The 22,760-nt window shown below is 72.4% G+C and carries 21 protein-coding genes; 17 read left to right on the forward strand and 4 right to left on the reverse strand.

The window, feature by feature from the left end:
* Nucleotides 1-43: 43 nt before the first annotated feature.
* The 5 genes from DEJ19_RS07420 (at nt 44) to DEJ19_RS07440 (ending at nt 4,445) form a co-directional block, all read left to right on the forward strand.
* Nucleotides 44-994 (forward strand): NUDIX domain-containing protein, encoded by a 951-nt coding sequence (locus DEJ19_RS07420; RefSeq protein ID WP_111233968.1) that lies wholly within the window; start codon nt 44-46, stop codon nt 992-994.
* Nucleotides 995-1,097: 103 nt separating this feature from the next.
* The gene (locus tag DEJ19_RS07425; protein WP_181441606.1) at nt 1,098-1,844 is read left to right on the forward strand and encodes a phosphotransferase enzyme family protein; all 747 of its coding nucleotides are present in this window, start codon (nt 1,098-1,100) and stop codon (nt 1,842-1,844) included.
* Nucleotides 1,841-2,917 carry a winged helix DNA-binding domain-containing protein gene (locus tag DEJ19_RS07430; RefSeq protein WP_111233970.1) on the forward strand — a complete coding sequence of 359 codons (1,077 nt, stop codon included), beginning with the start codon at nt 1,841-1,843 and terminating at the stop codon, nt 2,915-2,917. The genes DEJ19_RS07425 and DEJ19_RS07430 overlap by 4 nt, the downstream gene beginning before the upstream one ends.
* Before the next feature lie 113 nt (nt 2,918-3,030).
* Nucleotides 3,031-3,960, forward strand: coding sequence for a J domain-containing protein (locus DEJ19_RS07435; protein WP_071405400.1), 930 nt, complete (start codon nt 3,031-3,033; stop codon nt 3,958-3,960).
* 107 nt (nt 3,961-4,067) lie between these two features.
* Nucleotides 4,068-4,445 carry a hypothetical protein gene (locus DEJ19_RS07440; protein WP_175330823.1) on the forward strand — a complete coding sequence of 126 codons (378 nt, stop codon included), beginning with the start codon at nt 4,068-4,070 and terminating at the stop codon, nt 4,443-4,445.
* Here the strand turns inward: DEJ19_RS07440 and DEJ19_RS07445 are convergent.
* The gene (locus DEJ19_RS07445; RefSeq protein ID WP_071405402.1) at nt 4,439-4,801 is read right to left on the reverse strand and encodes an RNA-binding S4 domain-containing protein; all 363 of its coding nucleotides are present in this window, start codon (nt 4,799-4,801) and stop codon (nt 4,439-4,441) included. The genes DEJ19_RS07440 and DEJ19_RS07445 overlap by 7 nt on opposite strands.
* A 33-nt stretch (nt 4,802-4,834) precedes the next feature.
* Here DEJ19_RS07445 and DEJ19_RS07450 point away from each other — a divergent pair, with 33 nt between their 5' ends.
* Together DEJ19_RS07450 and DEJ19_RS07455 are read left to right on the forward strand one after the other, a co-directional pair.
* The gene (locus tag DEJ19_RS07450) at nt 4,835-5,092 is read left to right on the forward strand and encodes a hypothetical protein (RefSeq protein ID WP_258377460.1); all 258 of its coding nucleotides are present in this window, start codon (nt 4,835-4,837) and stop codon (nt 5,090-5,092) included.
* Nucleotides 5,093-5,518: 426 nt separating this feature from the next.
* A complete protein-coding gene (locus tag DEJ19_RS07455) occupies nt 5,519-6,676 on the forward strand; it encodes a hypothetical protein (protein WP_284176596.1) in 1,158 nt (385 codons plus the stop codon).
* A 19-nt stretch (nt 6,677-6,695) separates the two neighbouring features.
* Here the strand turns inward: DEJ19_RS07455 and DEJ19_RS07460 are convergent, their stop codons facing one another.
* A complete protein-coding gene (locus DEJ19_RS07460) occupies nt 6,696-8,210 on the reverse strand; it encodes a S1C family serine protease (RefSeq protein ID WP_258377419.1) in 1,515 nt (504 codons plus the stop codon).
* 159 nt (nt 8,211-8,369) lie between these two features.
* Here DEJ19_RS07460 and DEJ19_RS07465 point away from each other — a divergent pair, with 159 nt between their 5' ends.
* The 5 genes from DEJ19_RS07465 to DEJ19_RS07485 all read left to right on the forward strand — a co-directional run bounded on the left by DEJ19_RS07465 (nt 8,370) and on the right by DEJ19_RS07485 (nt 12,519).
* Entirely contained in the window at nt 8,370-9,404 is a 1,035-nt protein-coding gene (locus DEJ19_RS07465; protein WP_110864611.1) for a FecCD family ABC transporter permease, read from the forward strand.
* Nucleotides 9,401-10,432 (forward strand): FecCD family ABC transporter permease, encoded by a 1,032-nt coding sequence (locus DEJ19_RS07470; RefSeq protein ID WP_258377420.1) that lies wholly within the window; start codon nt 9,401-9,403, stop codon nt 10,430-10,432. The genes DEJ19_RS07465 and DEJ19_RS07470 overlap by 4 nt, the downstream gene beginning before the upstream one ends.
* 158 nt (nt 10,433-10,590) lie before the next feature.
* Nucleotides 10,591-11,070 carry an FHA domain-containing protein gene (locus DEJ19_RS07475; protein ID WP_051596676.1) on the forward strand — a complete coding sequence of 160 codons (480 nt, stop codon included), beginning with the start codon at nt 10,591-10,593 and terminating at the stop codon, nt 11,068-11,070.
* Nucleotides 11,070-11,774 (forward strand): transcriptional regulator FtsR, encoded by a 705-nt coding sequence (gene ftsR / locus DEJ19_RS07480; protein WP_111233498.1) that lies wholly within the window; start codon nt 11,070-11,072, stop codon nt 11,772-11,774. The genes DEJ19_RS07475 and ftsR overlap by 1 nt, the downstream gene beginning before the upstream one ends.
* Nucleotides 11,775-11,958: 184 nt before the next feature.
* The gene (locus DEJ19_RS07485) at nt 11,959-12,519 is read left to right on the forward strand and encodes a MerR family transcriptional regulator (protein WP_027465231.1); all 561 of its coding nucleotides are present in this window, start codon (nt 11,959-11,961) and stop codon (nt 12,517-12,519) included.
* Between the two features lie 348 nt (nt 12,520-12,867).
* Here the strand turns inward: DEJ19_RS07485 and DEJ19_RS07490 are convergent, their stop codons facing one another.
* Nucleotides 12,868-13,680 (reverse strand): ParA family protein, encoded by an 813-nt coding sequence (locus tag DEJ19_RS07490; protein ID WP_027465232.1) that lies wholly within the window; start codon nt 13,678-13,680, stop codon nt 12,868-12,870.
* Nucleotides 13,681-13,740: 60 nt separating this feature from the next.
* On the opposite strand from DEJ19_RS07490, the gene DEJ19_RS07495 reads away from it, so the two are divergent.
* The 3 genes from DEJ19_RS07495 to DEJ19_RS07505 all read left to right on the forward strand — a co-directional run bounded on the left by DEJ19_RS07495 (nt 13,741) and on the right by DEJ19_RS07505 (nt 17,930).
* Entirely contained in the window at nt 13,741-17,151 is a 3,411-nt protein-coding gene (locus tag DEJ19_RS07495; protein ID WP_111233499.1) for a pyruvate carboxylase, read from the forward strand.
* A gap of 1 nt (nt 17,152) precedes the next feature.
* On the forward strand, nt 17,153-17,656 hold the full coding sequence (locus tag DEJ19_RS07500) for a peptide deformylase (protein ID WP_071405406.1): 504 nt from the start codon (nt 17,153-17,155) through the stop codon (nt 17,654-17,656).
* A 142-nt stretch (nt 17,657-17,798) separates the two neighbouring features.
* Nucleotides 17,799-17,930, forward strand: coding sequence for a hypothetical protein (locus DEJ19_RS07505; RefSeq protein ID WP_258366694.1), 132 nt, complete (start codon nt 17,799-17,801; stop codon nt 17,928-17,930).
* A 911-nt stretch (nt 17,931-18,841) separates the two neighbouring features.
* On the opposite strand, the gene DEJ19_RS07510 is transcribed toward DEJ19_RS07505, so the two are convergent.
* A complete protein-coding gene (locus DEJ19_RS07510) occupies nt 18,842-20,779 on the reverse strand; it encodes an AMP-dependent synthetase/ligase (RefSeq protein ID WP_111233500.1) in 1,938 nt (645 codons plus the stop codon).
* Nucleotides 20,780-20,900: 121 nt separating this feature from the next.
* Here DEJ19_RS07510 and DEJ19_RS07515 point away from each other — a divergent pair, with 121 nt between their 5' ends.
* Together DEJ19_RS07515 and DEJ19_RS07520 are read left to right on the forward strand one after the other, a co-directional pair.
* Complete coding sequence (locus tag DEJ19_RS07515; protein ID WP_111233536.1) at nt 20,901-21,854, forward strand: ROK family glucokinase; 954 nt, start codon at nt 20,901-20,903, stop codon at nt 21,852-21,854.
* 108 nt (nt 21,855-21,962) lie between these two features.
* Nucleotides 21,963-22,688 carry a lysophospholipid acyltransferase family protein gene (locus tag DEJ19_RS07520; protein ID WP_071405408.1) on the forward strand — a complete coding sequence of 242 codons (726 nt, stop codon included), beginning with the start codon at nt 21,963-21,965 and terminating at the stop codon, nt 22,686-22,688.
* The last annotated feature ends 72 nt before the right edge of the window (nt 22,689-22,760 follow it).

Here is a 22,760-nt window from a genome sequence, read left to right on the forward strand (position 1 = left end):
CACTTCGAGGCCCGCTCCGGGCACCGTGTGCCAGGGTTGGACCGTGCCAGATGCAACGCCCCCCGGGCCCCCACCCGGCCCCCGCGACCCCGGCGACGCCTGGGCGGTCGGCCCCGACGGCACCAAGGCGTGGGGACGCTTCGGCGCCGCCGGCCTGCTCGTCGACGACGGCGCCGGCCGCGTGCTCCTGCAGCACCGCGTCGAGTGGAGCCACCACGGCGGCACCTGGGGCATCCCCGGCGGCGCACGGCACCAGGGCGAAGCAGCCGTGACCGCCGCCCTCCGCGAATCCGCCGAAGAGGCCGGTGTCCCCGACGACGCGATCGCCCTGCGCCACACGGCGCTGCTCGACCTGGGCTTCTGGACCTACACGACCGTCGTGGGGCGCGCCTCCCGACCCTTCGAACCCGTCATCGCCGACCGCGAGAGCCTCGCCCTGTCGTGGATCCCGATCGACCAGGTCGACGACCTGCCCCTGCACCCCGGCTTCGGCAGGTCGTGGCCGGCGCTCCGCGCCACGATCGCGACCACCCCGCACGTCGTCGTCGACGCGGCGAACGTCGTGGGCAGCGTGCCCGACGGCTGGTGGAAGGACCGAGCCGGCGCCGCATCGCGCCTGCTGGCACAGGTGTCGGCGCTCGCCGCGGGCGGGGTCGGCGCATCGTTGCTCGACCTGCCGTTCGCACGGTGGTGGCCGCGGTGGACCGTGGTGCTCGAGGGGGAGGCCCGGGCCGCTGCGGACGTGGGCGGTGCTGGTGGAGACGGCGGTGCGGACCGCGCTGTCGGCGCTGACCGCGGCGCCGCCACCGGCGCTGTCGGCGTCGTCCGTGCTCCGGCTTCCGGCGACGACGCCATCGTCGAGTCCGCGCAGGCCGCGGTGCAGGCCGGCGACGGGCCGGTCGTCGTCGTGACGGCCGACCGCGAGCTCCGCGACCGCGTCGAGGCCCTCGGCGCGGTCGTCCACGGGCCGTCCTGGTTGCGCGACCAGCTGTAGCCGCCTGGACCGCCGTGTTCCGGATGGTGACCGAGCGGCCGTCGGTCGCTGCCGGTACGCTGGCCCTGACGTCAACGGAGACGCAACACGCAGGAGGTTCCCCTTGGAGCGCATCACCAGGGCCGACGACCGAGTCCACCGCCCCGCCGGGCCGTGGACCCCCACGGTGCACCGGCTGCTCGCCCACCTGCACGAGCAGGGGTTCGTCGCAGCCCCCGAACCGATCGCCCTCGGTGACACCCTCGAGACGGTCTCGTTCGTGCCCGGTGTCGCGGGCGAGTACCCCTGGACCGAGGACATCGCCAGCGAGGCCGCCCTCGTCACCAGCGCCCGCCTGCTCCGCCAGTTCCACGACGCTGCCGCCAGCTTCCCGCGCAGCGCCACCGACGACCTCTGGTCGCAGGCCGCCCGTGCCCCCGTCGAGACGATCGTGCACGGCGACTTCGCCCCGTACAACTGCGTCTACGACGGCATCGCCGCCGTCGGCTTGATCGACTTCGACACCGCCCACCCCGGCCCCCGCGTCTGGGACGTCGCGAGTGCCGTCTACCGGTTCGCGCCGTTCACCACCGGCGCTGTCGAGGGATCGACCGCTCCCGACCTCGACGAGCGGCTTGCACGCGCCGCCGAGTTCTGCCGCGCCTACGCCCTCGACGACCGCTCCCGTGGCGTCCTGGCCGAGACGATGATCGCGTCCCTCGTCGCCCTCGTCACGACGATCGAGCACGAGGCCGCCGCCGGCAACCCGAAGTTCGTCAGCGACCTGCAGCACGGCCACGCCGACCTGTACCGCGCCGACGTCGCCTACCTGGAGCAGCACGCCGACGCCGTCACCGCCGCCGTCGCGTGACCACCAGCCCCGCGCGGCTCCGCACGGCGCGGTTCGCGGCGCAGGGCATCGCGGTGCCCGGGCTGCGCCCCACCGAGGTCGTCGAGCGGATGCTGGCGGTGCAGGGGCAGGACCTCGGCCAGGTGCTCTGGGCCATCGGGGTCCGCGCTCCCGGATCGTCGCGTGACGACGTCCGCGAGGCCTTCGACCGCGGGGAACTCGTCCGCTCGTGGCCGATGCGTGGCACCCTGCACGCCCTGCGCCCCGACGACCTGCGACTGCTGCTCTCGCTCACCGCCGAGCGGACGCTCCGCACGATCGCCCGACGCGCCGCCGAGCTCGGCATCGACGATGCCCTGCTCGGCCGGGCCCGTGGCGCGACGGTCGCGGCCCTGGTCGGCGGTCGCGCGCTGGTCCGGGACGACCTGTTCGCGGCGTACCGCGCTGCGGGCATCGACCCGGCCGGAGGCCGCGGCTACCACCTGGTCCTGCAGCTCGCGCAGGAGGGCCTCGTCGCCTGGGGTCCGACCGCCCGCGTCGGGCAGGGGCTCGTGCTGCTCGACGAGTGGGCACCCGCCACCGCTGAGCTGCCGGACCGCGACGAAGCCCTCCGCCGGGTCCTGCTCGGGTACCTGCGCGGCCGTGGCCCCGCGACCGAGGCCGACGCCGCGAGCTGGACGAAGCTGCCGCTCGGTGACCTCCGCCGAGCGCGGGCGGCGGCGGGGGACGCGGTGGAGGACCTCGGCGACGGGCTCCTCGACGTCGCCGACCGGCCGGCAGCCGCGCGCGTCCCCACCGGGCACCTGCTCCCCGGCTTCGACGAGTACCTGCTCGGGTACGCCGACCGGTCCGCGCAGCTCGACCCCGCCCACGCCGACCGGGTCGTCCCCGGGGCCAACGGCATGTTCCTGCCGATGGCCGTCGTCCGGGGTCGCGTCGTCGGCACCTGGAAGCGCACCGAGCGCCGGGCCGGGCACCTCGTCACCGTCACACCCTTCGGTGCCCTCGACGCGGCATCGGTCCGCGCGCTCGAGGCGGCGGCCGCGCGGTACGCGGCGTTCCTCGGTGCGCCCGTCGCGACCACGGTGGTCTGACGCGACCACCTGCGGACCGTGTGCCGAGGCTGCCCGGCCGCACCGCCCCTCCAGACCGCACCCAGCAACCATGCGGCGGACTCCGACACTGCCTCCGGTAATGTCGCAGGGCCATGACGGACAGCCCGGCCGACGCCACCCCCTACGAAGTCCTCGGCGTCCCCGCGACGGCTGACGACGAAGCGCTCCGCCGTGCCTACCGGCGGGCCGCCCGCGAGACGCACCCCGACCTCGGCGGCGACGCCCAGCGCTTCCGCCAGGTCCAGCTCGCATGGGAGCGCATCGGCACGCCGGCAGCCCGGCGGGCGTACGACGTCGGGTCCCGCGCGTACGGCGCGTCCGGGGCGACCGCCGGCAGGGGTGACACCGGTCGCGACGCCTACGCGCCCCCGGCAGCGCGTCGCGACACCCGCCCCCGGGCCCGGTCCCACGGACACCCCGGCGGTCGGTCGCGCGAGGTCTTCCTGCAGGCCGAACGCGAGTGGGTCGGGCTCGGCGACCCCATCGAGGACCCCTACGACCCCACGCTCATCCGCTCCGCGCCGCGGCACATCCGGCGCCTGCTCGCCGAGGCCCTGGCCGAAGAAGCGACCGCGCTGATCGTCTCCGACATGGGGATCGGCGTCACGGTGTGGCACGACCTCGACGCCGGAGCCGAGGGCAAGCTCGACCACGCCGTCCTCACCCCGAGCGGACTCTGGGCCGTCGAGTCCATCGACTGGGGCGCTCCGGTCCGCGTCGAGCACGGCGAGATCGTCGGCGAGACGCTCGCGCCGGGGGAACGACCCGTCAAGGAACTCGTCCGCGCCGCCCGTGCCGTGCAGAAGCAGACCCGGGTGCGGTTCTCCGGGCGGCTGCTCGTCGTGCCGGACGCCGCCGTCACCGAGGACGTGCAACTCGTCGGCTCGCCGAAGAAGCCCACCGCGCTCGTCGTCCGCCGGAGTGCGCTCGCCCAGGTGCTGAACGGCGTCTGGTCGCCGGCCGGTTCCGTCGACGTGTTCGAGATCCGCGACCGCCTGCAGCAGACCGTCCGCTTCGTCTGACCATGACGCCTGCGGCCTGACGCGTGGCGCTGGCCCCGGGCCCCGGGCTCCGGGCTCCGGGCTCCGGGCTCCGACCGTCACCGTCCGACGCGTCGTACGATCACGGCATGCGCGAAGAGGTCGTCGTCGTGGTCGGCGGGTGGGAGCACGACTGCTGCGGGCCCGCCTACGAACGGCAGGCCACGGCGGCGTTCACCGCGTACGGCAGGACGCCGCGGTTCGCCGAGTCCCGGCACCACGACGACCCGTTCGGCATCACGGAGTTCCGTGGTCGGGTGGCCGATCTGTTCGTCGTCGCGGAGGACGGCACCCGCATCCCCGTCCACCGCATCCCGTCCGGTCGCGCGCTGGGCGGATCCGATCCGGACGACGACGGGCACCTCGAGGTGCCCTGGACCGGAGAACGGATCGAGGTCGAGTCCGACACGTTCGAGATCGTGGTTGATGTCCACGTGCCCGGGTCCGGGCCCGCGAAACGTCAGTAGCCGCGGAGCTTCTCGAGGTCGCGGCGCTCCCGCTTGCTCGGCCGTCCGGCGCCGCGATCACGCATCGGGACGAACCCGGCCTCTTCCTTCGACAGCCGCGGCGGGGTCTTGTCCTCGAAGTGCTTCGCCGCCTCGGGGGCGCTCGTCCGCTTCAGGATGATGCCGGTCACCATGACGATCCGGTCGAAGCCGTTCTGCCGCACCCGCACCTCGTCGCCGGGGCCGATCGGCTGGGCCGGCTTCGCGCGCTCCCCGTTCACCCGGACGTGACCGGCCTTGCACGCGGCGGTGGCGGCCGACCGGGTCTTGGTGATCCGGACGGCCCAGATCCAGCTGTCGACCCGGGCCTTCTCCATGCCGACACTCTAGGCGGCCCGTACCCTGGGACGGTGCATGCGGACGAACAGGCGGCGATCGCCCGGGCCCGTGCGCTCGGGGTGCTGCACGACGCCGCGATCGGGGACCGCCTGGTGGTCCGGGCGCACCACGGGGAGGGTGCGCAGGACGCGCTCGGCGACCTGGTCGCCCGGACGCCCGACGCCGTGACGATCGCCACCCGCCGCGGCCCGGTCGAGGTCCGGCTCGCCGACGTCGTCGCCGCGAAGCCCGTCCCGCCGCCCCCGCCCGCGCGGCCCGCGCGGCGCTGACGCGCTCGGCTCGCACCGTGCGGACTTGTCGTGCTGTCGAGCCGGGGTCGCACGGTGCGGACTTCGTCGGCGGGTGCGTCGTCGGAGGCTGGGTGCGGGGTTGTGGTGCCGCACGGAGCCACCAGCCCCGCACGGTGTGGCGGAGGCGGCACGGTGCGGGATTCGCGGAGCCGGGGTCGCACGGTGCGGACTTCGTCGGCGGGTGCGTCGTCGGAGGCTGGGTGCGGGGTTGTGGTGCCGCACGGAGCCACCAGCCCCGCACCGGCTGACGAACCTCGCACCGTGCGAACCCGGCGCCCCGCCCCCGCGCGCACGCGCCCCCCCCCCCCCCCCGCACACCCCACCCCACCCGGCCGCGCATCCCGGCCCCGCCCACCCCGGCGAGCCGCAGGCCCCCGCGCCCCGCTCCCGACATACGCTCATCCCATGGCAGTCCCCGTCCCGCTCGGCACCGAGGACCGCACCGCCCGCCTCACCCTCCGCCGCCCGGACTCCTGGCGCCGCGAGGACTCAGCCCAGGCGGACTTGCGCGTCACCGGCGACGACGTCGTCCTCACTGTCCGATCCCGCCCCAGTGACCGCGCGATCGGCGACGAGAACACCGGCCTGCTCGAACGGCTGCCCGGCTCCGTCGAGGGCCTGCTGCTCGTCGGCTGCGACCCGTGGACCACCGCCGGCGCCCCGGCCCGGCTGGTCGAGTACGTCCGGCCCGACGAGCACGGCGACGTCGCCGGCACCCACCTGCTCTTCGTCACCGGTCGGCACCGCGTCGACCTGACGATCGAACGCCCGCTCGCCCGGCTGCTCGAGACCGACGACCTCGTGCTCGCCGTCCTCGAGAGCGTCCGCGCCACCGAGACGGCCCCGGTCCGCCCCGAGCGTGACCTCGAACCCCTGCCGGCCCCCGCCCCGTCGGCACCGCTCGACGGCCCACGGCTCAGCACGGACGCGATCGGCACCCTGCAGAGCCTCGCCGGACGCCGGTGGAACCCCACGCTCCTCCGCACCGCGGCGGGCCGCGAACTCATCGAGGCGGGCCTCGTCGGCCGACTCGGCACGCTGCCGGAGTCGACCCAGACCCTCCTCGAACCCTGGCAGGGCGATGCCCAGCCGGTCACGCTGGAACAGCACCTGCCCGACGGGGGCGAGTCGCGCCTCCAGGCCTGGTCGCAGACCGTCGTCGACGGGACCGACGCGGCGGGCGCCGTGGTCGCGTCCGTCACGCCGGACCGGGCCGTCGCGCTGCTGGCCGGGAGGCTCGGCATCGGTCCGACGTGGACCTTCCCGTTCCGCACGGGGTCGCTCCCAGGGCACCTGCTCGGCCGCAAGCTGGCCGGCGGTCCGGACGCACCGGACCTGCCGGAGGCCCTCGCCGAGGCGGACCCGCGCCTCGCGCGGTTCTGGGCCGCGCCGTGGACCGTCTCGTACCTGCGTCGACCCGGCAAGCCGAAGCCGATCACGATCGTGCGTGCCGAGGGGCACGGGTTCGCGCGGGTGGGCGCGACGAAGGCCGGGGAGACCGCCTTCCGGACGGACTCCCCGGCCAACGTCTACCGGTCGGTGGTGCGGGCGCTGCTGGGCTGAGCGCGCCCGGGTTCTCCCACTACGCGGCGGGGCCGGCGGTCAGGGTGATCGTGACCGTCTTCGCGGCGCCGGTGCTGTCGGTGTAGCGGACGCTCACCTTGTCGCCCACCGAGTGAGACTGCACGACCTTGGTGAGCTGGTCCGAGCTCGTGACCGCGGTGCCGTCGATGCTCGTGATCGTGTCCCCGGCGGTCAGGCCGGCGCTCGCGGCGCCGGAGCCCTCGACCGTGCCGGCGACGGCGACGCCGCCCGTGGTGCCGGAGGTGTTGCTGACCTCGACCCCGAGGAACGCGGGCAGCCCGATGGTGATCGTGCTCGAGGACTCCCCGGCGAGGATCTTCTCGGCGATCGTCTTCGCGGTGGTGATCGGGATGGCGTAGCCGGTGACGTCGGCCGTGCCGGAGGACGCTGCCGTGGCCATGCCGACGACCTCGCCCTCGCTGTCGAGCACCGGTCCGCCGGAGTCGCCGGAGACGATGTCCGCCGAGATCTCGATCAGGCCGGTCAGGGACTCGGTGCCGGTGCCGGACTCGCTCTGCACCTGGATGTCCTGGTCGGTCGCGGTGACGGTGCCCTCGGCGGCGACGAGGTTGCCGGTGCCCTCCGCGTTGCCGACGTCCTTGACGGTGTCACCGGTGCTCGGCTCGCCGTCGTCGTCGAGCGTGACCGTGGACAGCCCCGAGGCGTTCTCGAGCTTCAGGACGGCGACGTCGTTGGTGGCATCGGCCCCGACCACGTCGGCCTTGTACTCCTTGCCGGTGGTCTCGTCGGTGACGGTGATGCTCGTCGCGCCCTGGATCACGTGGTTGTTCGTCAGGATCGTGCCGTCGGAGGTCAGGACCATGCCGGTGCCGGCCGCCTGTGACGACTCGTCGTAGTTCAGGACGGTGTTGATGGTCACGACGCCCTTCTTGTCGGCGGCCGTCGCCGCGGTGGCGGGGGACTGGGTCGTGCCGGTGCCGGTGCTGCCGTCGCCGCTGGTGCCGCTGCCGCTGCCGTCGCCGGGCACCGTGAAGCCGTTCGTGCCGTCGCTGCTGCCGGTGCCGCCGGTGCCGCCGGTCCCGTCGGTGCCGTCGGTGCCGGATCCGGTGCCGGGGAGCGTGGCGGTGCCCTGCGACTGGCTCGACGTCGTGGTCGTCCCCTGCGAGGACAGGCCGAGGGCGGTGCCGCCGGCCGCACCGACGATGGCGAGTGCAGCGATGCCGGAGCCGATCATCAGTCCCAGGCGACGCGGGCGCTTCGTCCCACCGGGGTGGTTCGCGGTCGCCGCCGAGTACGCCCACGCGTGGTTCGCGCCGGCGAGGGCGGGGCTGCCGATCAGGTAGGGTCCACGGCCGTCCGGCGTGTAGGCGTAGGGGCCGGAGCCGTCCGGACCGTAGAGGTAGGGACCCGAGCCGTCGAACGCGTACGCCGGGCGCAGGGAGGCCGGGTCGGCGTGCGGCGCCTCCCAGTGCATCCCGGGAGCCTGCTGCTGCGCGGCGGGGGTGCCGTCCTCGTCGTGGTCGGCGGCTGCGGGGTTCGGGGTCTCGTTCATCGGTGCTCTCCGGTCGTCCCTCGACGACCCGGTCGGGCGTCGATGGAGACCAGTACAGGGCGCTTCCCCATGACGAGCCTATGAACGAACCCTGCGCACGCTCCGGGCTTGCTCGGGGGACGCCGAGTGGGGCTCCGGCGTTAGGGTGGCCTTACTTCCATGCCTCCGTCGACGTCCACGCCCCCGGCTCCCAGCTCCGTCCCCCGACTCGTCGGTGCGACCGTGCTGGCGGTCGTCGTCCTCGCCGTGGCGTGTGCGCTGTCGATCGCGTACGGCTCGCGGCCGATCCCGCTCGGCACCGTCCTCGACACGGTGATGCATCCCGGGCGGAGCGACGAGATCGGGCTCATCGTGCTCGGCAACCGCGTGCCCCGCACCGTCGTCGGACTGCTCGCCGGGGCCGCGCTCGGGGTGGCCGGGGCGGTCATGCAGGGCGTGACGCGGAACCCGCTCGCCGACCCGAGCGTCCTCGGCATCAACTCCGGAGCGACCCTGGCCGTGGTGGCCGGGATCGCGGTCTTCGGCGTGAGCGGCACGGCTGCCTACCTGCCGTTCGCGTTCGTCGGGGCCGCCCTCGCCGCCGTGCTCGTGTACGGGATCGCGACCGTCGCCCGACGCGGCCTCTCTCCTGTCGGGCTCGCCCTCGCCGGAGCCGTGGTCGCCGCGGCGCTGTCGTCGGTCACCACCGCGGTGCTCGTGACCGACCAGAGCCTGCTCGACCAGCTGCGGTTCTGGCAGGTCGGTGCCCTCGCCGGCAAGGACCTCGGCACGGCGGGGATCATCACGGCGCCGGTGCTCGTCGGTCTGGTGATCGCGTTCGGCCTCGGTCGGTCGCTCAACACCCTCGCGCTCGGGGACGAACTCGCGGCGTCGCTCGGGCAGCGGGTCGTGCTCGTCCGCGCCGTGGGCGGTCTGGTCGCGGTGCTGCTGGCCGGCTCCGCGGTGGCCGCCGCCGGGCCGATCGCCTTCGTCGGGCTCGCCGTGCCGCACGCCGTCCGCCGGCTGAGCGGCCCCGACCACCGCTGGACCATCCTGCTGTCGGCGATCGTCGCCCCAGCACTGCTGCTCGTCGCCGACGTGATCGGCCGCGTCGTGGCGTACCCGGGGGAGCTGCAGGTCGGCATCGTCACGGCGTTGATCGGGGCGCCGGTGTTCATCGCGCTCGTGCGGTCGAGGGCGGTGCGGGGACTGTGAGGCAGTTGTTCGGTTCCGGCCGCCCGCGGTCCGGCGGTCTGCGCCGCTCGGCCGGCCTGCGTCGTGAGGTCTCGGTGCTCGTCGCCGTGCTCGTGGTCGTCGTGGTGCTCGTCCTGGTCGGGCTCGGCGCCGGTTCGATCCCGCTCACCCCGGGCCAGGTGCTCGCCTCCCTGTTCGGCCAGGGGGACCGGATCTCTGACTTCGTGATCGGGCAGCTCCGCGGGCCGCGGGTGCTCGGTGCCGTCCTCGTCGGCGCCAGTCTCGGCGTCGCTGGCGCGATCGTGCAGAGCGTCGTGCGGAACCCGATCGCGAGCCCCGACGTCATCGGGATCACCTCGGGGGCCAGCGCCGCCGGACTCACCGCCATCGTGCTGTTCGGTGCCAGCGGTGGCACGCTCTTCTCGGTCGTGCTCGTCGGCGCCGTGGTGGTCTCGATCGTCATCGCCGGGCTCGCCTGGCGACGAGGGATCACCGGCAACCGGGTGATCCTCGTCGGGATCGGCGTCGCGGCGATCTGCCTGAGCATCACCGGCTGGATGCTCACGAGCGGCACCGTCACCCAGGCCGGCACCGCGCTGCTCTGGCTCTCCGGCAGCCTGAACGCCGTCGACCGCGACCTGGTCGGGGTGCTCGGCGTCGCGTTCGTCGTGCTCGGCGTGCTCGCGCTGCTGCAGTCCGCCCGTCTGCAGGTGCTGAGCCTCGGGGACGAGGTCGCCGCCGCACTCGGACTCCGGCCGGACCGGGCGAAGGTGCTCCTGCTCCTCACCGCCGTGTGCCTGACCGCCGCAGCCGTCGCCACCGCGGGGCCGGTCTCGTTCGTGGCGCTGATGGCCGCGCCGATCGCCCGACGCCTGGTCGGCGGTGGACGGGTGGCACTCGCGCCGGCCGCTGCCGTCGGAGCCGCGATCACGCTCGGCAGCGACCTCCTGGCACAGTTCGCCTTCCCCGGCACCGCGCTGCCGGTGGGCGTCGTGACGGGCGTCGTGGGGGCGCCGTACCTGCTCTGGTTGCTCGCGCGGGGACGGTGACGACGGGTCCCACGGGGCGCTGACGTCGGGTCCCACGGGTCGCTGACGCGGCTCGTGCGTTCGCGGATCGCGGAAGTCCCTCCACAGTCCCAGATCGGGGCTGCCGCTCGGGCCGTCGTTTCCGATACGCTGGTGGGCCAAGAGGAGGAGGTCCACCGATGCCAGATCCAGTGGTCCCGCAGCCGGGCGGTCAGAAGACCCCGGAGCAGCGGCTGGTCGACACCACGCTGACCTTCAGCATGGACATGGGCGCGGCGCTCACCGCCGAGTCCGGTGTCTCGACCGAAGAACGTGAAGCCGTCAACGCACTGCCCTCCGGGTCGGCGTTGCTCGTGGTCCGTCGCGGCCCCAACGTGGGTGCGCGGTTCCTCCTCGACTCCGACGTCACGACGGCCGGTCGACACCCCGACGCCGACATCTTCCTCGACGACGTCACCGTGTCGCGCAAGCACGCGCAGTTCCTGCGCCACGGCACGAGCTTCAGCGTCAAGGACAACGGTTCGCTGAACGGCACGTACTTCGACGGTGTCCGCATCGACGAAGCGCTGCTCACCGACGGGGCCGAGGTCCAGGTCGGCAAGTTCCGCCTGACGTTCTACGCATCTCGGGTCGACCTGGCGCGCCTGGCGAACGCGTAGTGGCCGCACGGTCCGCTGCGGCCCGGGCGGGGTCCGCGGCACCGGACCTGCTCACCATCGGGCAGGTCCTCGCTCGCCTCAAGCCCGAGTTCCCGGACCTGTCGAGCTCCAAGCTGCGGTTCCTCGAAGAGCGCGAGCTCGTCACCCCGATCCGCACGGCCAGTGGGTACCGCAAGTTCTCCGCTGGCGACCTCGAGCGGCTTCGGGTGATCCTCGGACTGCAGCGTGACCACTACCTGCCGCTCAAGGTCATCAAGGAGTACCTCGCCGACCTCGATGCCGGACGCGAACCCATCCTCCCCGGCGGAGGCGACGCGCCGAAGCCGTCGATCCTCGGTCGCGAACGCCGGTACACCCGCGACGAGACGGTCCGGGCAGCCGGAGCCTCCCCGATGCTCCTCGCCGACGCGGTCTCGGCTTCGCTGCTGCCGGCCACCGACACCTACGGTGACGACGGCGTCTCCGTGCTGAAGGCCCTGGTCGAACTGCAGCGCACGGGTATCGAGCCGCGCCACCTCCGCACGCTGCGCAGCACCGCCGAGCGCGAGGTCGGTCTCATCGAGTCCGCCCTCATGCCGGTCTCCCGCCGGGGTGACGCGACCTCGCGGGCCAAGGCCACCGAGCTCGCGCGTGAGATCGCCGGGCACCTCGAGATCATCAGGTCGAATCTCATCCGCCAGGCCATCGGTCGTCTCGACGCATGACGCCGTCCGGTGCTCCGACAGGGCTTGTGTGTCAGTGGCCGAGGCGTATCCTCGACACGCCGGACGCGCCGGGTCGGATGTCCCGCGCGGGAGCGGTCGGAGTCGCTACCGTGGACCTCGGAACAACTCTCAACCCGTCGTTGAAGCTTCGGGTGGGAGCTCGATCGTCGTGGAAGGCAAGCTCATGAGTGGGAACGACACCCCTGGCACCGAGTCTGATGTGACCCGGTACGACCTCGGGCTGCTCTTCACCGATGGTCTGCCCGAGCACGACGAGCAGAACGGCTACCGTGGCACCGTCGCCGCACGGGCAGCCGGCATCTCGTACCGCCAGCTCGACTACTGGGCCCGCACCGAACTCGTGCAGCCGACGATCCGTGGGGCCGCCGGCTCCGGATCGCAGCGCCTGTACGGGTTCCGCGACATCCTCGTGCTCAAGCTCGTGAAGCGCCTGCTCGACACCGGCATCTCGCTGCAGCAGATCCGCACCGCGGTCAACCAGCTCCGTGAGTCCGGCGTCTCCGATCTGGCGCAGACCACGCTGATGTCCGACGGCGCCTCGGTGTACCTGTGCACCTCCGACGACGAGGTCATCGACCTCGTGTCCCGCGGCCAGGGTGTCTTCGGCATCGCGGTCGGCAAGGTCTTGCGTGAGGTCGAGAGCTCCCTGGTCGAGCTCGACGCCACCGCCGCGGCCGACCCCTCCGACGAGCTCGCCGCTCGTCGCGCTTCCCGCGCTTCCTGACCTTTCGGGTTCGGGCCCGGGTTCAACGGTCGCGAACCGCCGTGTGCGCGTCGCTGAGAGGTCACGAACCGTGGCCTGCGACGCCGTCTGCCGACAGTTGGTGACCTTTCGGCGGACGTGAGCGGCATGTTGTGGCCGCTGGGCGAGCCGGGGTCGGGCGTGTCTGTCGGGGCCGGGGCGGGCCTCCCGGCAGTCGGCGCGCGGTCACGAACCGTCGTGTGCGCGTCGCCGAGGGGTCACGAACTGTCGCCTGCGACGCTGCCTGCCGACAGTTGGTGACCGCTCGGCGGATGTGAGCGGCATGTCACGCGACCGCGACCGCGAACACGCGACCGCACGAGCACCGACCTACGCGGCGCCACCCTCGGCGTACGGACCGATCTTGCCGGTGCGCATGATGCGCTCGAGCAGCTGGTCGAAGTTCTTCGCCATCTCCTGCGCGGACTCGCCGGGCCAGACGTGCAGCGGCTTCGCGGCACCCTGCGCCTGCTGCAGCGACGTGCGCTCCGGCAGCTGCGGGGAGAGCACGAGCGGGCCGAACATGTCCCGGAGTTCCTTGATGCGGAACTGGTGCTCGAGCGACTGCACCCGGGCACGGTTCACGATGATGCCGAGGGGCTGCAGGCGTGGGGAGAGGCCGCGGCGGATCTCCTCGATGGCACGCAGCGCACGGTCGGCGGCGGCGACGGAGAACAGGCCGGGCTCGGTGACGACGGTGACGCGGTCGGACGCGGCCCATGCGGTGCGCGTGAGGGCGTTGAGCGACGGCGCGCAGTCGATGAGGACGAGTTCGTAGTCCTGCTCGACGTTGGCCAGGGCCTCTTCGAGCTTCCAGATGTCGCGGATCGACGGGTGCGGCCCGTCGAAGTTGATGGCGGAGGGCGACCCGACCATGACGTCGATCTTGCCCTGCGACCCCTTCGTCCAGCCCGAGGGGGCGATCGCCTGACGGACGATCTTCTCCTTCGGGTTCTCGAGGACGTCGGCGACGTTGAGGTGGCCGGCGAGGTTGATGTCGAGGCCCGTCGAGACGTCGGACTGCGGGTCCAGATCCACCACCAGCGTGCGCAGTCCCTTGGCGAACGCGGCCGAGGTCAGGCCGAGCGTCACCGTCGTCTTGCCGACACCACCCTTGAGGGAGCTCACGCTGAGTACATGCACGTTGAGCAACGTTACCGCCACTAGGGTTGTCTCACCTCAACCCGGGCTGAAAGGGACGTCGTGTTCACGAAGATCCTCGTTGCGAACCGTGGCGAGATCGCCATCCGCGCGTTCCGTGCCGCCTACGAGTTGGGGGCCCGTACGGTGGCCGTCTACCCGTACGAAGACCGGAACTCCCTGCACCGGCTCAAGGCCGACGAGGCCTACCTGATCGGGGAGCGGGGCCACCCGGTCCGGGCGTACCTGGACGTCTCCGAGATCATCCGTGTCGCCCGCGAGTCGGGGGCCGACGCGATCTACCCGGGGTACGGGTTCCTGTCCGAGAACCCCGAGCTCGCCGCGGCAGCAGCCGCGAACGGCATCACCTTCATCGGTCCGGGCGAGCACGTGCTCGAGATGGCCGGCAACAAGGTCACCGCGAAGGAGCACGCGATCGCGGCCGGCGTCCCGGTCCTCGCGAGCACCCCGGCGAGCCGCGACATCGACGAACTGATCGCCGGGGCGGACGCGATCGGGTTCCCGGTCTTCGCCAAGGCCGTTGCCGGTGGTGGTGGCCGTGGCATGCGCCGGGTGGAGACGAAGCCCGAGCTGCGCGACGCCCTCGAAGCCGCCATGCGCGAGGCCGACAGTGCGTTCGGCGACCCGACGATGTTCCTCGAGCAGGCCGTCATCCGTCCGCGCCACATCGAGGTGCAGATCCTCGCCGACGCGACCGGCACCGACGCGGGCACGATCCACCTGTTCGAACGGGACTGCTCGGTGCAGCGGCGCAACCAGAAGGTCGTCGAGATCGCGCCGGCGCCGAACCTCGACCCCGCGATCGCACAGGCACTGCACCGTGACGCCGTGGCCTTTGCCCGGTCGATCGGGTACGTTAACGCCGGCACCGTGGAGTTCCTGCTCGACACCGAGGGCGAGCGCGAGGGGCAGCACGTCTTCATCGAGATGAACCCGCGCATCCAGGTCGAGCACACGGTCACCGAAGAGGTCACCGACGTCGACCTGGTGCAGTCGCAGATGCGCATCGCGGCGGGGGAGACCCTCGCCGACCTCGGCCTGTCGCAGGACACCGTCGCCGTGCACGGCGCCGCGCTGCAGACCCGCATCACGACCGAGGACCCGACGCAGGGCTTCCGTCCGGACACCGGCCGGATCAGCACCTACCGCAGCCCCGGCGGCGCCGGCGTCCGGCTCGACGGCGGCACGGTCGCCACCGGCGCACAGATCAGCCCGCACTTCGACTCGATGCTCGCGAAGATGACGTGCCGCGGCCGGGACTTCCCGGCGGCGGTGTCCCGGGCCAAGCGCGCCCTCGCCGAGTTCCGCATCCGCGGCGTCAGCACGAACATCCCGTTCCTGCAGGCCGTGCTCGAGGACCCGGACTTCGCCCGCGGCGACGTCTCGACGAAGTTCATCGAGGAACGTCCGCAGCTCTTCGGCGGCCACGTCTCGAAGGACCGCGGCACGAAGGTGCTCACCTGGCTCGCCGACGTCACGGTGAACAAGCCGAACGGTGAGCGGTCGCCGCTGGTCACCGACCCGGCCGACAAGCTCCCGGCCACCGACCTGACGGCGCCGGTGCCCGAGGGGCAGCGCGACCGCCTGCTGGCGATGGGTCCGGCCGAGTGGTCGAAGGCCCTGCGCGCCCAGACGGCCCTCGCGGTGACCGAGACGACGATGCGGGACGCCCACCAGTCGCTCCTCGCGACACGGGTCCGCACGAAGGACCTCGTCGCCGTCGCACCGCACGTCGCGCGGCTCACCCCGCAGCTGCTCAGCGTCGAGGCCTGGGGAGGTGCCACGTACGACGTGGCACTCCGGTTCCTCGGGGAAGACCCCTGGGAGCGCCTGTCCTCGCTGCGCGAAGCGATGCCGAACATCCCGATCCAGATGCTGCTGCGCGGCCGCAACACGGTCGGGTACACGCCGTACCCGACCGAGGTCACCGACGCCTTCGTCGACGAGGCTGCTCGGTCCGGCGTGGACGTCTTCCGCGTGTTCGACGCGCTGAACGACGTCAGCCAGCTGCGTCCAGCCCTGGAGGCCGTGCTCGCGACCGGCACGGCCGTCGCCGAGGCGGCGCTCTGCTACACCGCCGACCTCCTCGACCCCGCCGAGGACCTCTACACGCTCGACTACTACCTCCGCCTGGCGGAGCAGATGGTCGAGGCCGGCGCGCACGTCATCGGCATCAAGGACATGGCGGGGCTCCTCCGTGCCGGTGCGGCCGAGAAGCTCGTCACCGCCCTGCGCGAGCGCTTCGACCAGCCAGTGCACGTGCACACCCACGACACCGCCGGCGGCCAGCTCGCGACCCTGCTCGCAGCCTCGCGCGCCGGGGCCGACGCCGTCGACGTGGCCGCGGCACCCATGGCGGGCACGACCAGCCAGCCGAGCATGTCCGCCCTGGTCGCCGCGCTGGCCCACACCGAGCGCGACACCGGCCTGTCCCTCGACGCCGTCGGTGACCTCGAGCCGTACTGGGAGTCGGTTCGTCGCGTGTACGCCCCGTTCGAGTCCGGGCTCGCCGGTCCGACCGGGCGTGTCTACAAGCACGAGATCCCCGGCGGTCAGCTGTCGAACCTCCGGCAGCAGGCGATCGCCCTCGGCCTCGGTGACCGGTTCGAGCAGGTCGAGGACTGGTACGCCGAGGCGAACCGGATCCTCGGACGCCCCACGAAGGTCACGCCGTCGTCGAAGGTCGTCGGTGACCTCGCGCTGCAGCTCGCAGCGGTCGGTGCCGACCCGGTCGACTTCGAGCAGAACCCCGACAAGTACGACATCCCGGACTCCGTGGTCGGGTTCATGGCCGGCGAACTGGGCGACCTGCCCGGCGGCTGGCCCGAGCCGTTCCGCTCGAAGGTCCTGGCCGGGCGCGACGTCCGACTCGAGATCACCCCCGTGCCCGCGGACGAGCGCGCGCACCTCGAGACCCCCGGGCCGGCGCGCCAGCAGGCGCTCAACCGCCTGCTCTTCCCGAAGCCGACGCAGCAGTTCCAGCGCGTGCGGGAGCAGTACGGCGACCTGTCCGTCGTGCCGACCGTCGACTACCTGTACGGGCTGCGCCCCGGGCAGGAGCACAGCGTCCCGCTCGGCAAGGGCGTCGACCTGTTCGTCGGGCTCGAGGCGATCGGCGAGGTGGACGCGAAGGGCATCCGCACGGTCATGGCGACGATGAACGGGCAGCTCCGCCCGGTCGCCGTCCGCGACCGTTCGGTCGAGGTCGAGACGAAGGCGGCCGAGAAGGCCGACGCGTCCGACCCCAAGCACGTGGCCGCGCCGTTCTCCGGCGTGGTGACGCTCAAGGTCGCCGTCGGTGACGTCGTCGAGGCCGGTACGCCGGTGGCGAGCATCGAGGCGATGAAGATGGAAGCGGCCATCACGGCGCCCGTGTCGGGCACCGTCGGCCGACTCGCGATCCCGGTGACCCAGCAGGTGGACGCCGGCGACCTCCTGGTGGTGCTGCAGTAAATTGACCGTTCGTCCCATCCGCCTGTTCGGCGACCCCGTCCTCCGCTCGCCGGCCGACCCGATCCGCCCCGAACTGCTCGGGAGCGCCGGGGTCCGTGACCTCGTGCAGGACCTCATCGACACCGTCAAGGAACCCGGACGGGCCGGAGTGGCCGCGCCCCAGATCGGCGTCGGACTCCGTGCGTTCTCGTACAACGTGGACGGTGAGGTCGGCTACGTCCTCAACCCCGAGATCGTCGAGGTCTCCGGCGAGCCCGAGCTCATGGAGGAAGGCTGCCTCTCCGTCCCGGGGCTCGGCTACCCGACGCGTCGCTCCCCGTACGCGAAGGTGCGGGGTGTCGACGTCGACGGCGACGAGGTCGTCCTCGAGGGCACCGGCCTGATGGCCGAGGCGCTCCAACACGAGTGCGACCACCTCGACGGCACCGTCTACGTGATGACGCTCGACCCCGAGGTCCGCCGTCAGGCACTGCGCGACATCCGTGCGCAGGACTGGTTCCACTGAGCGCTTGCACAGTCCCGCGTTCGCCGGCTGTGAACAGTGGTGTGACACCCCCACGGGGGATTGTCGCTTTGTCCTGACGAGGGGGTACCGTGCTGCTGTCGGCCTCCCACCGACGACCATCCCATCCCCCCAGGACTCCCGCATGACCAGTCAGAACGACGAGCTCAGCTCGCACCGCACCCGCACCAACCGTCGACCAGCCGAGACCACCGTCACGACCGGTTCGACCGCCGTCCTCGACGCCCCCGCGACGGAGCAGTCGCAGGAGGCCTGAGCCCCGCAGGTGCCTCCGGCGCCCGCTGAACGGCCTGGAGGCCCGGATCACGTCCGACGGACGTGATCCGGGCCTCCAGGCCGTTGCGTCCACACCCGCGCGTACCTGGCGGAATCGGGCGTACCTGGTCGGAAGAATCGACGCGGTACGCCCGAATCGACCCGGTACGCCCGAATCGACCCGGTACGCCCGAAGCTGGTCACTCAGCGGGGCGGCCGCGCGCGTACCTGGCGGAATCGGGCGTACCTGGTCGGAAGAATCGACGCGGTACGCCCGAAACGACCAGGTATGCCCGGAGCTGGTCGCTCAGCGGGGCGGGCGCGCGCGTACCTGGCGGAATCGGGCGTGCCTGGTCGGAAGAACCGACCCGGGACGCCCGGAACGACCTGGTAAGCCCGGAACGAGCTGGTACGCCCGGAACGAGCTGGTACGCCCGAATCGACCGGGACGCCCGGAACGACCAGGTACGCCCGGAGCTGGTCGCTCAGCGGGGCGGCCGCGCGCGTACCTGGCGGAATCGGGCGTACCTGGTCGGAAGAATCGACCCGGTACGCCCGGAACGACCTGGTACGCCCGGAACGAGCTGGTACGCCCGAATCGACCGGTACGCCCGAATCGACCCGGTACGCCCGGGGCTGGTCGCTCAGCGGGGCGGCCGCGCGTGTACCTGGCGGAATCGGGCGTGCCTGGTCAGAAGAATCGACCAGGTACGCCCGGAACGACCAGGTACGCCCGAAAGCTGCCAGCCGCACGCGCGGCGACCGCCTGGAGGCCCGGTGCCAGTCCGGCGGACCGGCGCCGGGCCTCCTGGCGGTGGCGCCCACACCTGCGCGTACCTACCGGAATCGGGCGTACCTGGTCGGAAGAACCGACCCGGTACGCCCGGAACGACCAGGTACGCCCGGCGGGCGCTACGCGCGGTTGCGGCGCCGACCCTCGATCACCGGGGTCGCCGTCGTCTGCACTTTCGACCCGGAGTAGATGTGGTCGATGTCCGCGGCGAAGTCCTTGAGGATCACCGACCGCTTGATCGTGAGCTTCGGCGTGAGGTGCCCGGAGGCCTCGGTCAGGTCCGTGTCGAGGATCGTGAACGACCGGACCGACTCGGCGCGGGAGACCCGGCCGTTGGCGGCGTCGATGGCCTCCTGGACGGCGGAGAGCACGCGCTCGTCGTAGGCGGCCTCGTGCCCGCTCAGCGCCGGGGTGATGCCGCGGGACTCGCACCAGCCGGGGAGCATCTCGCGGTCGAGCGTCACGAGTGCTGCGACGAACGGCTTGCCCTCGCCGACGACCACGACCTGGCCGATGAGCGGGTGCTCGCGGATGCCGTCCTCGAGCGGTGCCGGCGCGACGTTCTTCCCGCTCGCGGTGACGATGAGCTCCTTGGCGCGTCCGGTGACCGTGAGGACCCCGTCGGCGTCGATCCGGCCGAGGTCGCCGGTGCGGAACCAGCCGTCGGCGAATGCGTGCTCGGTCGCCTCGTCGTTCCGCCAGTACCGGTCGAAGACGTCGACGCCGCGGATCAGGATCTCGCCGTCGTCGGCGATCCGGACCTCGATGCCGGGCAGCGCCCGCCCGACCGTCCCGATGCGGAGTTCCCGGGCACGGTTGACGGTGGCGGGGGCGGTGGTCTCGGTCAGGCCGTAGCCCTCGAGGATGAGCACCCCGATCGAGCGGAAGAAGTGCGAGAGCCGCGGGGAGAGGGGTGCCGAACCGCTGACGGCGTACTCGACGCGGCCGCCGAGGGCGTCGCGGAGCTTGGCGTACACGAGCCGGTCGAACAGCTTGAACTTCAGCCCGAGCAGGAACGGCACCCTGCCGGCTGCGAGGGCCTCGGAGTGGGCGACCGCGGTGTCGGCCGCCGCGCGGAAGATCCTGCCCTTGCCGCCGAGGTCGGCCTTCTGCTCGGCGGAGTTGTAGATCTTCTCGAACACCCGGGGGACTGCGAGCAGGAACGTCGGCTTGAAGGTCGACACCGCCCGCATCAGGTCCTTGGTGTCCGGCTCGTGGCCGACGAGGACGCCGGCGGACACCGACATCGCGGCGATGAACCGGGCGAAGACGTGGGCGAGCGGGATGAACAGCAGGGTCGAGGCGCCGTCGGCGACGACCTCGGGCATGGCTTCGCTCGCGCCCTCCACCGTGGCGGTGAAGTTGTCGTGCCGCAGGACGCAGCCCTTCGGTCGACCGGTGCTGCCCGAGGTGTAGATGATCGTGGCGTCGTCGTGGCCGTGCACGTTCGCGGTCCGGGCGTCGAGTTCGTCGTCGGTGACGTCCTCGCCGAGCCGGGTCAGGTCGTCGAGGCCGCCGCCGTCGATCGTCCAGTGCTGGCCCAGGGACGGCAGGTCGGGTGCGATGGAGGCGACGCGGCGCGCGTGTTCCTCTTGCTCCACGATGATCGCGACCGACTCGGAGTCGGACAGGATCCAGCGCACCTGGTCGGGGGAGCTCGTCTCGTACACGGGCACGGACACCAGGCCGGCTGTCCACACGGCGAAGTCGACCAGGGTCCACTCCAGACGGGTGCGGGACAGGATCGCGACGTGCGCGCCCGGTTCGAGCCCGGCGGCGACGAAGCCCTTCGCGATGCCGCGCACCCGGGCGAGCGTCTCCGCCGCGGTGAAGGTGGTCCAGGTGTCGCCGTGGCGCTGGGCCAGGATCGGACGGTCGGGCGTCAGCCGGACGCGGTCACCGAGGAGCCGCGCTGCCGAGCCGTGGTCCGGGGCGACGGGACCTGCGCTGGGCGGCGTGACGTGCCTCCCGGCCGACGGCGTGGTCCCGGTGGCGGCGGTGCCAACGGTGGACGTGTCGGTGGAGGCGCTGCTGCGTGCAGGACGCTGATCGTTCACGGTGACTCCCTTGTCTGCCGGTTCGACTCGAGTGCGCCTCAACACCGAGGCGACACCGCCAGCATAGGACGCGTCACCGGGCGTTCCGTGACTTCGCGGCGAACCGGTAGGCTCGTTGCTCGTGCACGCCATCGGAATCGACATCGGGGGCACCAAGATCGCGGGTGCGGTCGTGACGGAACTGGGCGAGATCGTCGTCGAGGACCGCGTGGCCACCAACGCTGCGGACCCGAACGCCATGCTCGACGACGTCGTCTCGATGGTCGAGCGACTCAGCTCGCTCCACCAGGTCGGCGCCGTGGGGGTCGCTGCCCCCGGGTTCATCGACGCCTCGCAGTCGATCGTCTACTACACGCCGAACATCCGGTGGCGGAACGAACCGCTCCGGCAGAAGCTGCAGCAGCGCCTCGGCGACCTGCACATCACGGTGGACAACGACGCGAACGCCGCCGGCTGGGCCGAGTTCCGGTTCGGCGCCGGTCGACTCGTGTCCGACATGACCATGCTGACCATCGGCACGGGCGTCGGTGGGGCCATCGTGACCGAGGACCGCCTGTTCCGCGGGGGCTTCGGCACCGGCGGCGAGATCGGCCACCTGCGCATCGTCCCGAACGGGCTGCCCTGCGGCTGCGGCGCCCGCGGCTGCATCGAGCAGTACGGCTCGGGCCGCGCCCTGCAGCGCATGGCGAACGACGTCGCCGACGCCGGTGGCATCGGTTCGGCCCTGGCCGACGCCCGCGCCGACAACGGCGGCCAGCTCGACGGCAAGATCGTCGGCGACCTGATCCTGGCCGACGACCCGGGTGCCCTCGCGGCCCTCCGTCGGCTCGGTCGACACCTCGGCGAGGCGTGCGCGTCGCTGTCCGCGGTGCTCGACCCGCAGCTCTTCGTGTTCGGCGGCGGCGTCGCCAGCGCGGGGGACCGGCTGCTCGACCCGATCAAGCAGGCGTACCTCAACAACCTGCCGGCCCGCGGGTACCACCCCGAGCCGGACTTCGTGATCGCCGAACTCGTCAACGACGCCGGCGTCGTCGGTGCCGCCGACCTCGCCCGCATCCACGCCCGCACGGCGTAGGGTCGGCGCGCACACGCGCACACACGCACACGCGCACACGCACACACGAACGACCGCCCACCCCCGGGCCGTGCACCACCCGGACCTTCTCACCACCTGGAGTCGTCGATGACCTACTGGCTGCTGAAGAACTTCGTGCTCGGCCCGCTCATCCTCACCCTGTTCCGGCCGTGGGTCGTCGGGCGTGAGCACGTCCCGACCTCGGGCCCGGTCATCTTCGCCTCGAACCACATCTCGTTCATCGACTCGGTGATCCTGCCGGCGGTGCTCGACCGTCGACTCTCGTTCCTGGCGAAGAGCGACTACTTCACCGGCCGTGGCCTGAAGGGCTGGGCGACGAAGACGTTCTTCAACGCCATCGGCCAGCTGCCGATCGACCGCTCCGGCGGCAAGGCGTCCGAGGCATCGCTCCGCACCGGCCTGCAGGTCCTGGCGCGCGGTGAGCAGCTCGGCATCTACCCCGAGGGCACCCGCAGCCCTGACGGCAAGCTCTACCGCGGCCGCACCGGCATCGCTCGGATGATCCTCGAGGGGCGCGTGCTCGTCGTCCCCGTGGCCATGGTCGGCACGCGCGAGGTGCAGCAGATCGGGCAGCGGTTCCCGAAGATCAAGCGCGTCGGGGTCGTGTTCGGCAAGCCGCTCGACTTCTCGCGGTTCCAGGGGTTCGAGACCGACCGCTTCATCCTGCGCAGCGTCACGGACGAGGTCATGCACGAGCTCGCCGGCCTGAGCCGTCAGGAGTACGTGGACGTCTACGCGACCAGCGTGAAGGAGCGGGCGAGCTCCGCGCGCGAGGCCGTCATGCGGGAACGGAAGTCGACGCCTGCACGTTAGGCTCTGATGGTCCCGGCACCCCGCCAGGACGCCCATCGACGACGCGCGGCCCGGTGCCGGTCAGCGTCGTCG

This window comes from Curtobacterium sp. MCSS17_016 (assembly GCF_003234255.2).
GTDB lineage: Bacteria > Actinomycetota > Actinomycetes > Actinomycetales > Microbacteriaceae > Curtobacterium > Curtobacterium flaccumfaciens.

Bases quoted from the DNA above. Each gene is read 5' to 3' on its own strand.
- DEJ19_RS07435 (WP_071405400.1), top strand. From the start codon at position 3,031: ATGACGGACAGCCCGGCCGACGCCACCCCCTACGAAGTCCTCGGCGTC.
- DEJ19_RS07440 (WP_175330823.1), top strand. From the start codon at position 4,068: ATGCGCGAAGAGGTCGTCGTCGTGGTCGGCGGGTGGGAGCACGACTGC.
- DEJ19_RS07445 (WP_071405402.1), bottom strand. From the start codon at position 4,801: ATGGAGAAGGCCCGGGTCGACAGCTGGATCTGGGCCGTCCGGATCACC.
- DEJ19_RS07455 (WP_284176596.1), top strand. From the start codon at position 5,519: ATGGCAGTCCCCGTCCCGCTCGGCACCGAGGACCGCACCGCCCGCCTC.
- DEJ19_RS07460 (WP_258377419.1), bottom strand. From the start codon at position 8,210: ATGAACGAGACCCCGAACCCCGCAGCCGCCGACCACGACGAGGACGGC.
- DEJ19_RS07465 (WP_110864611.1), top strand. From the start codon at position 8,370: ATGCCTCCGTCGACGTCCACGCCCCCGGCTCCCAGCTCCGTCCCCCGA.
- DEJ19_RS07475 (WP_051596676.1), top strand. From the start codon at position 10,591: ATGCCAGATCCAGTGGTCCCGCAGCCGGGCGGTCAGAAGACCCCGGAG.
- DEJ19_RS07485 (WP_027465231.1), top strand. From the start codon at position 11,959: ATGAGTGGGAACGACACCCCTGGCACCGAGTCTGATGTGACCCGGTAC.
- DEJ19_RS07505 (WP_258366694.1), top strand. From the start codon at position 17,799: ATGACCAGTCAGAACGACGAGCTCAGCTCGCACCGCACCCGCACCAAC.
- DEJ19_RS07520 (WP_071405408.1), top strand. From the start codon at position 21,963: ATGACCTACTGGCTGCTGAAGAACTTCGTGCTCGGCCCGCTCATCCTC.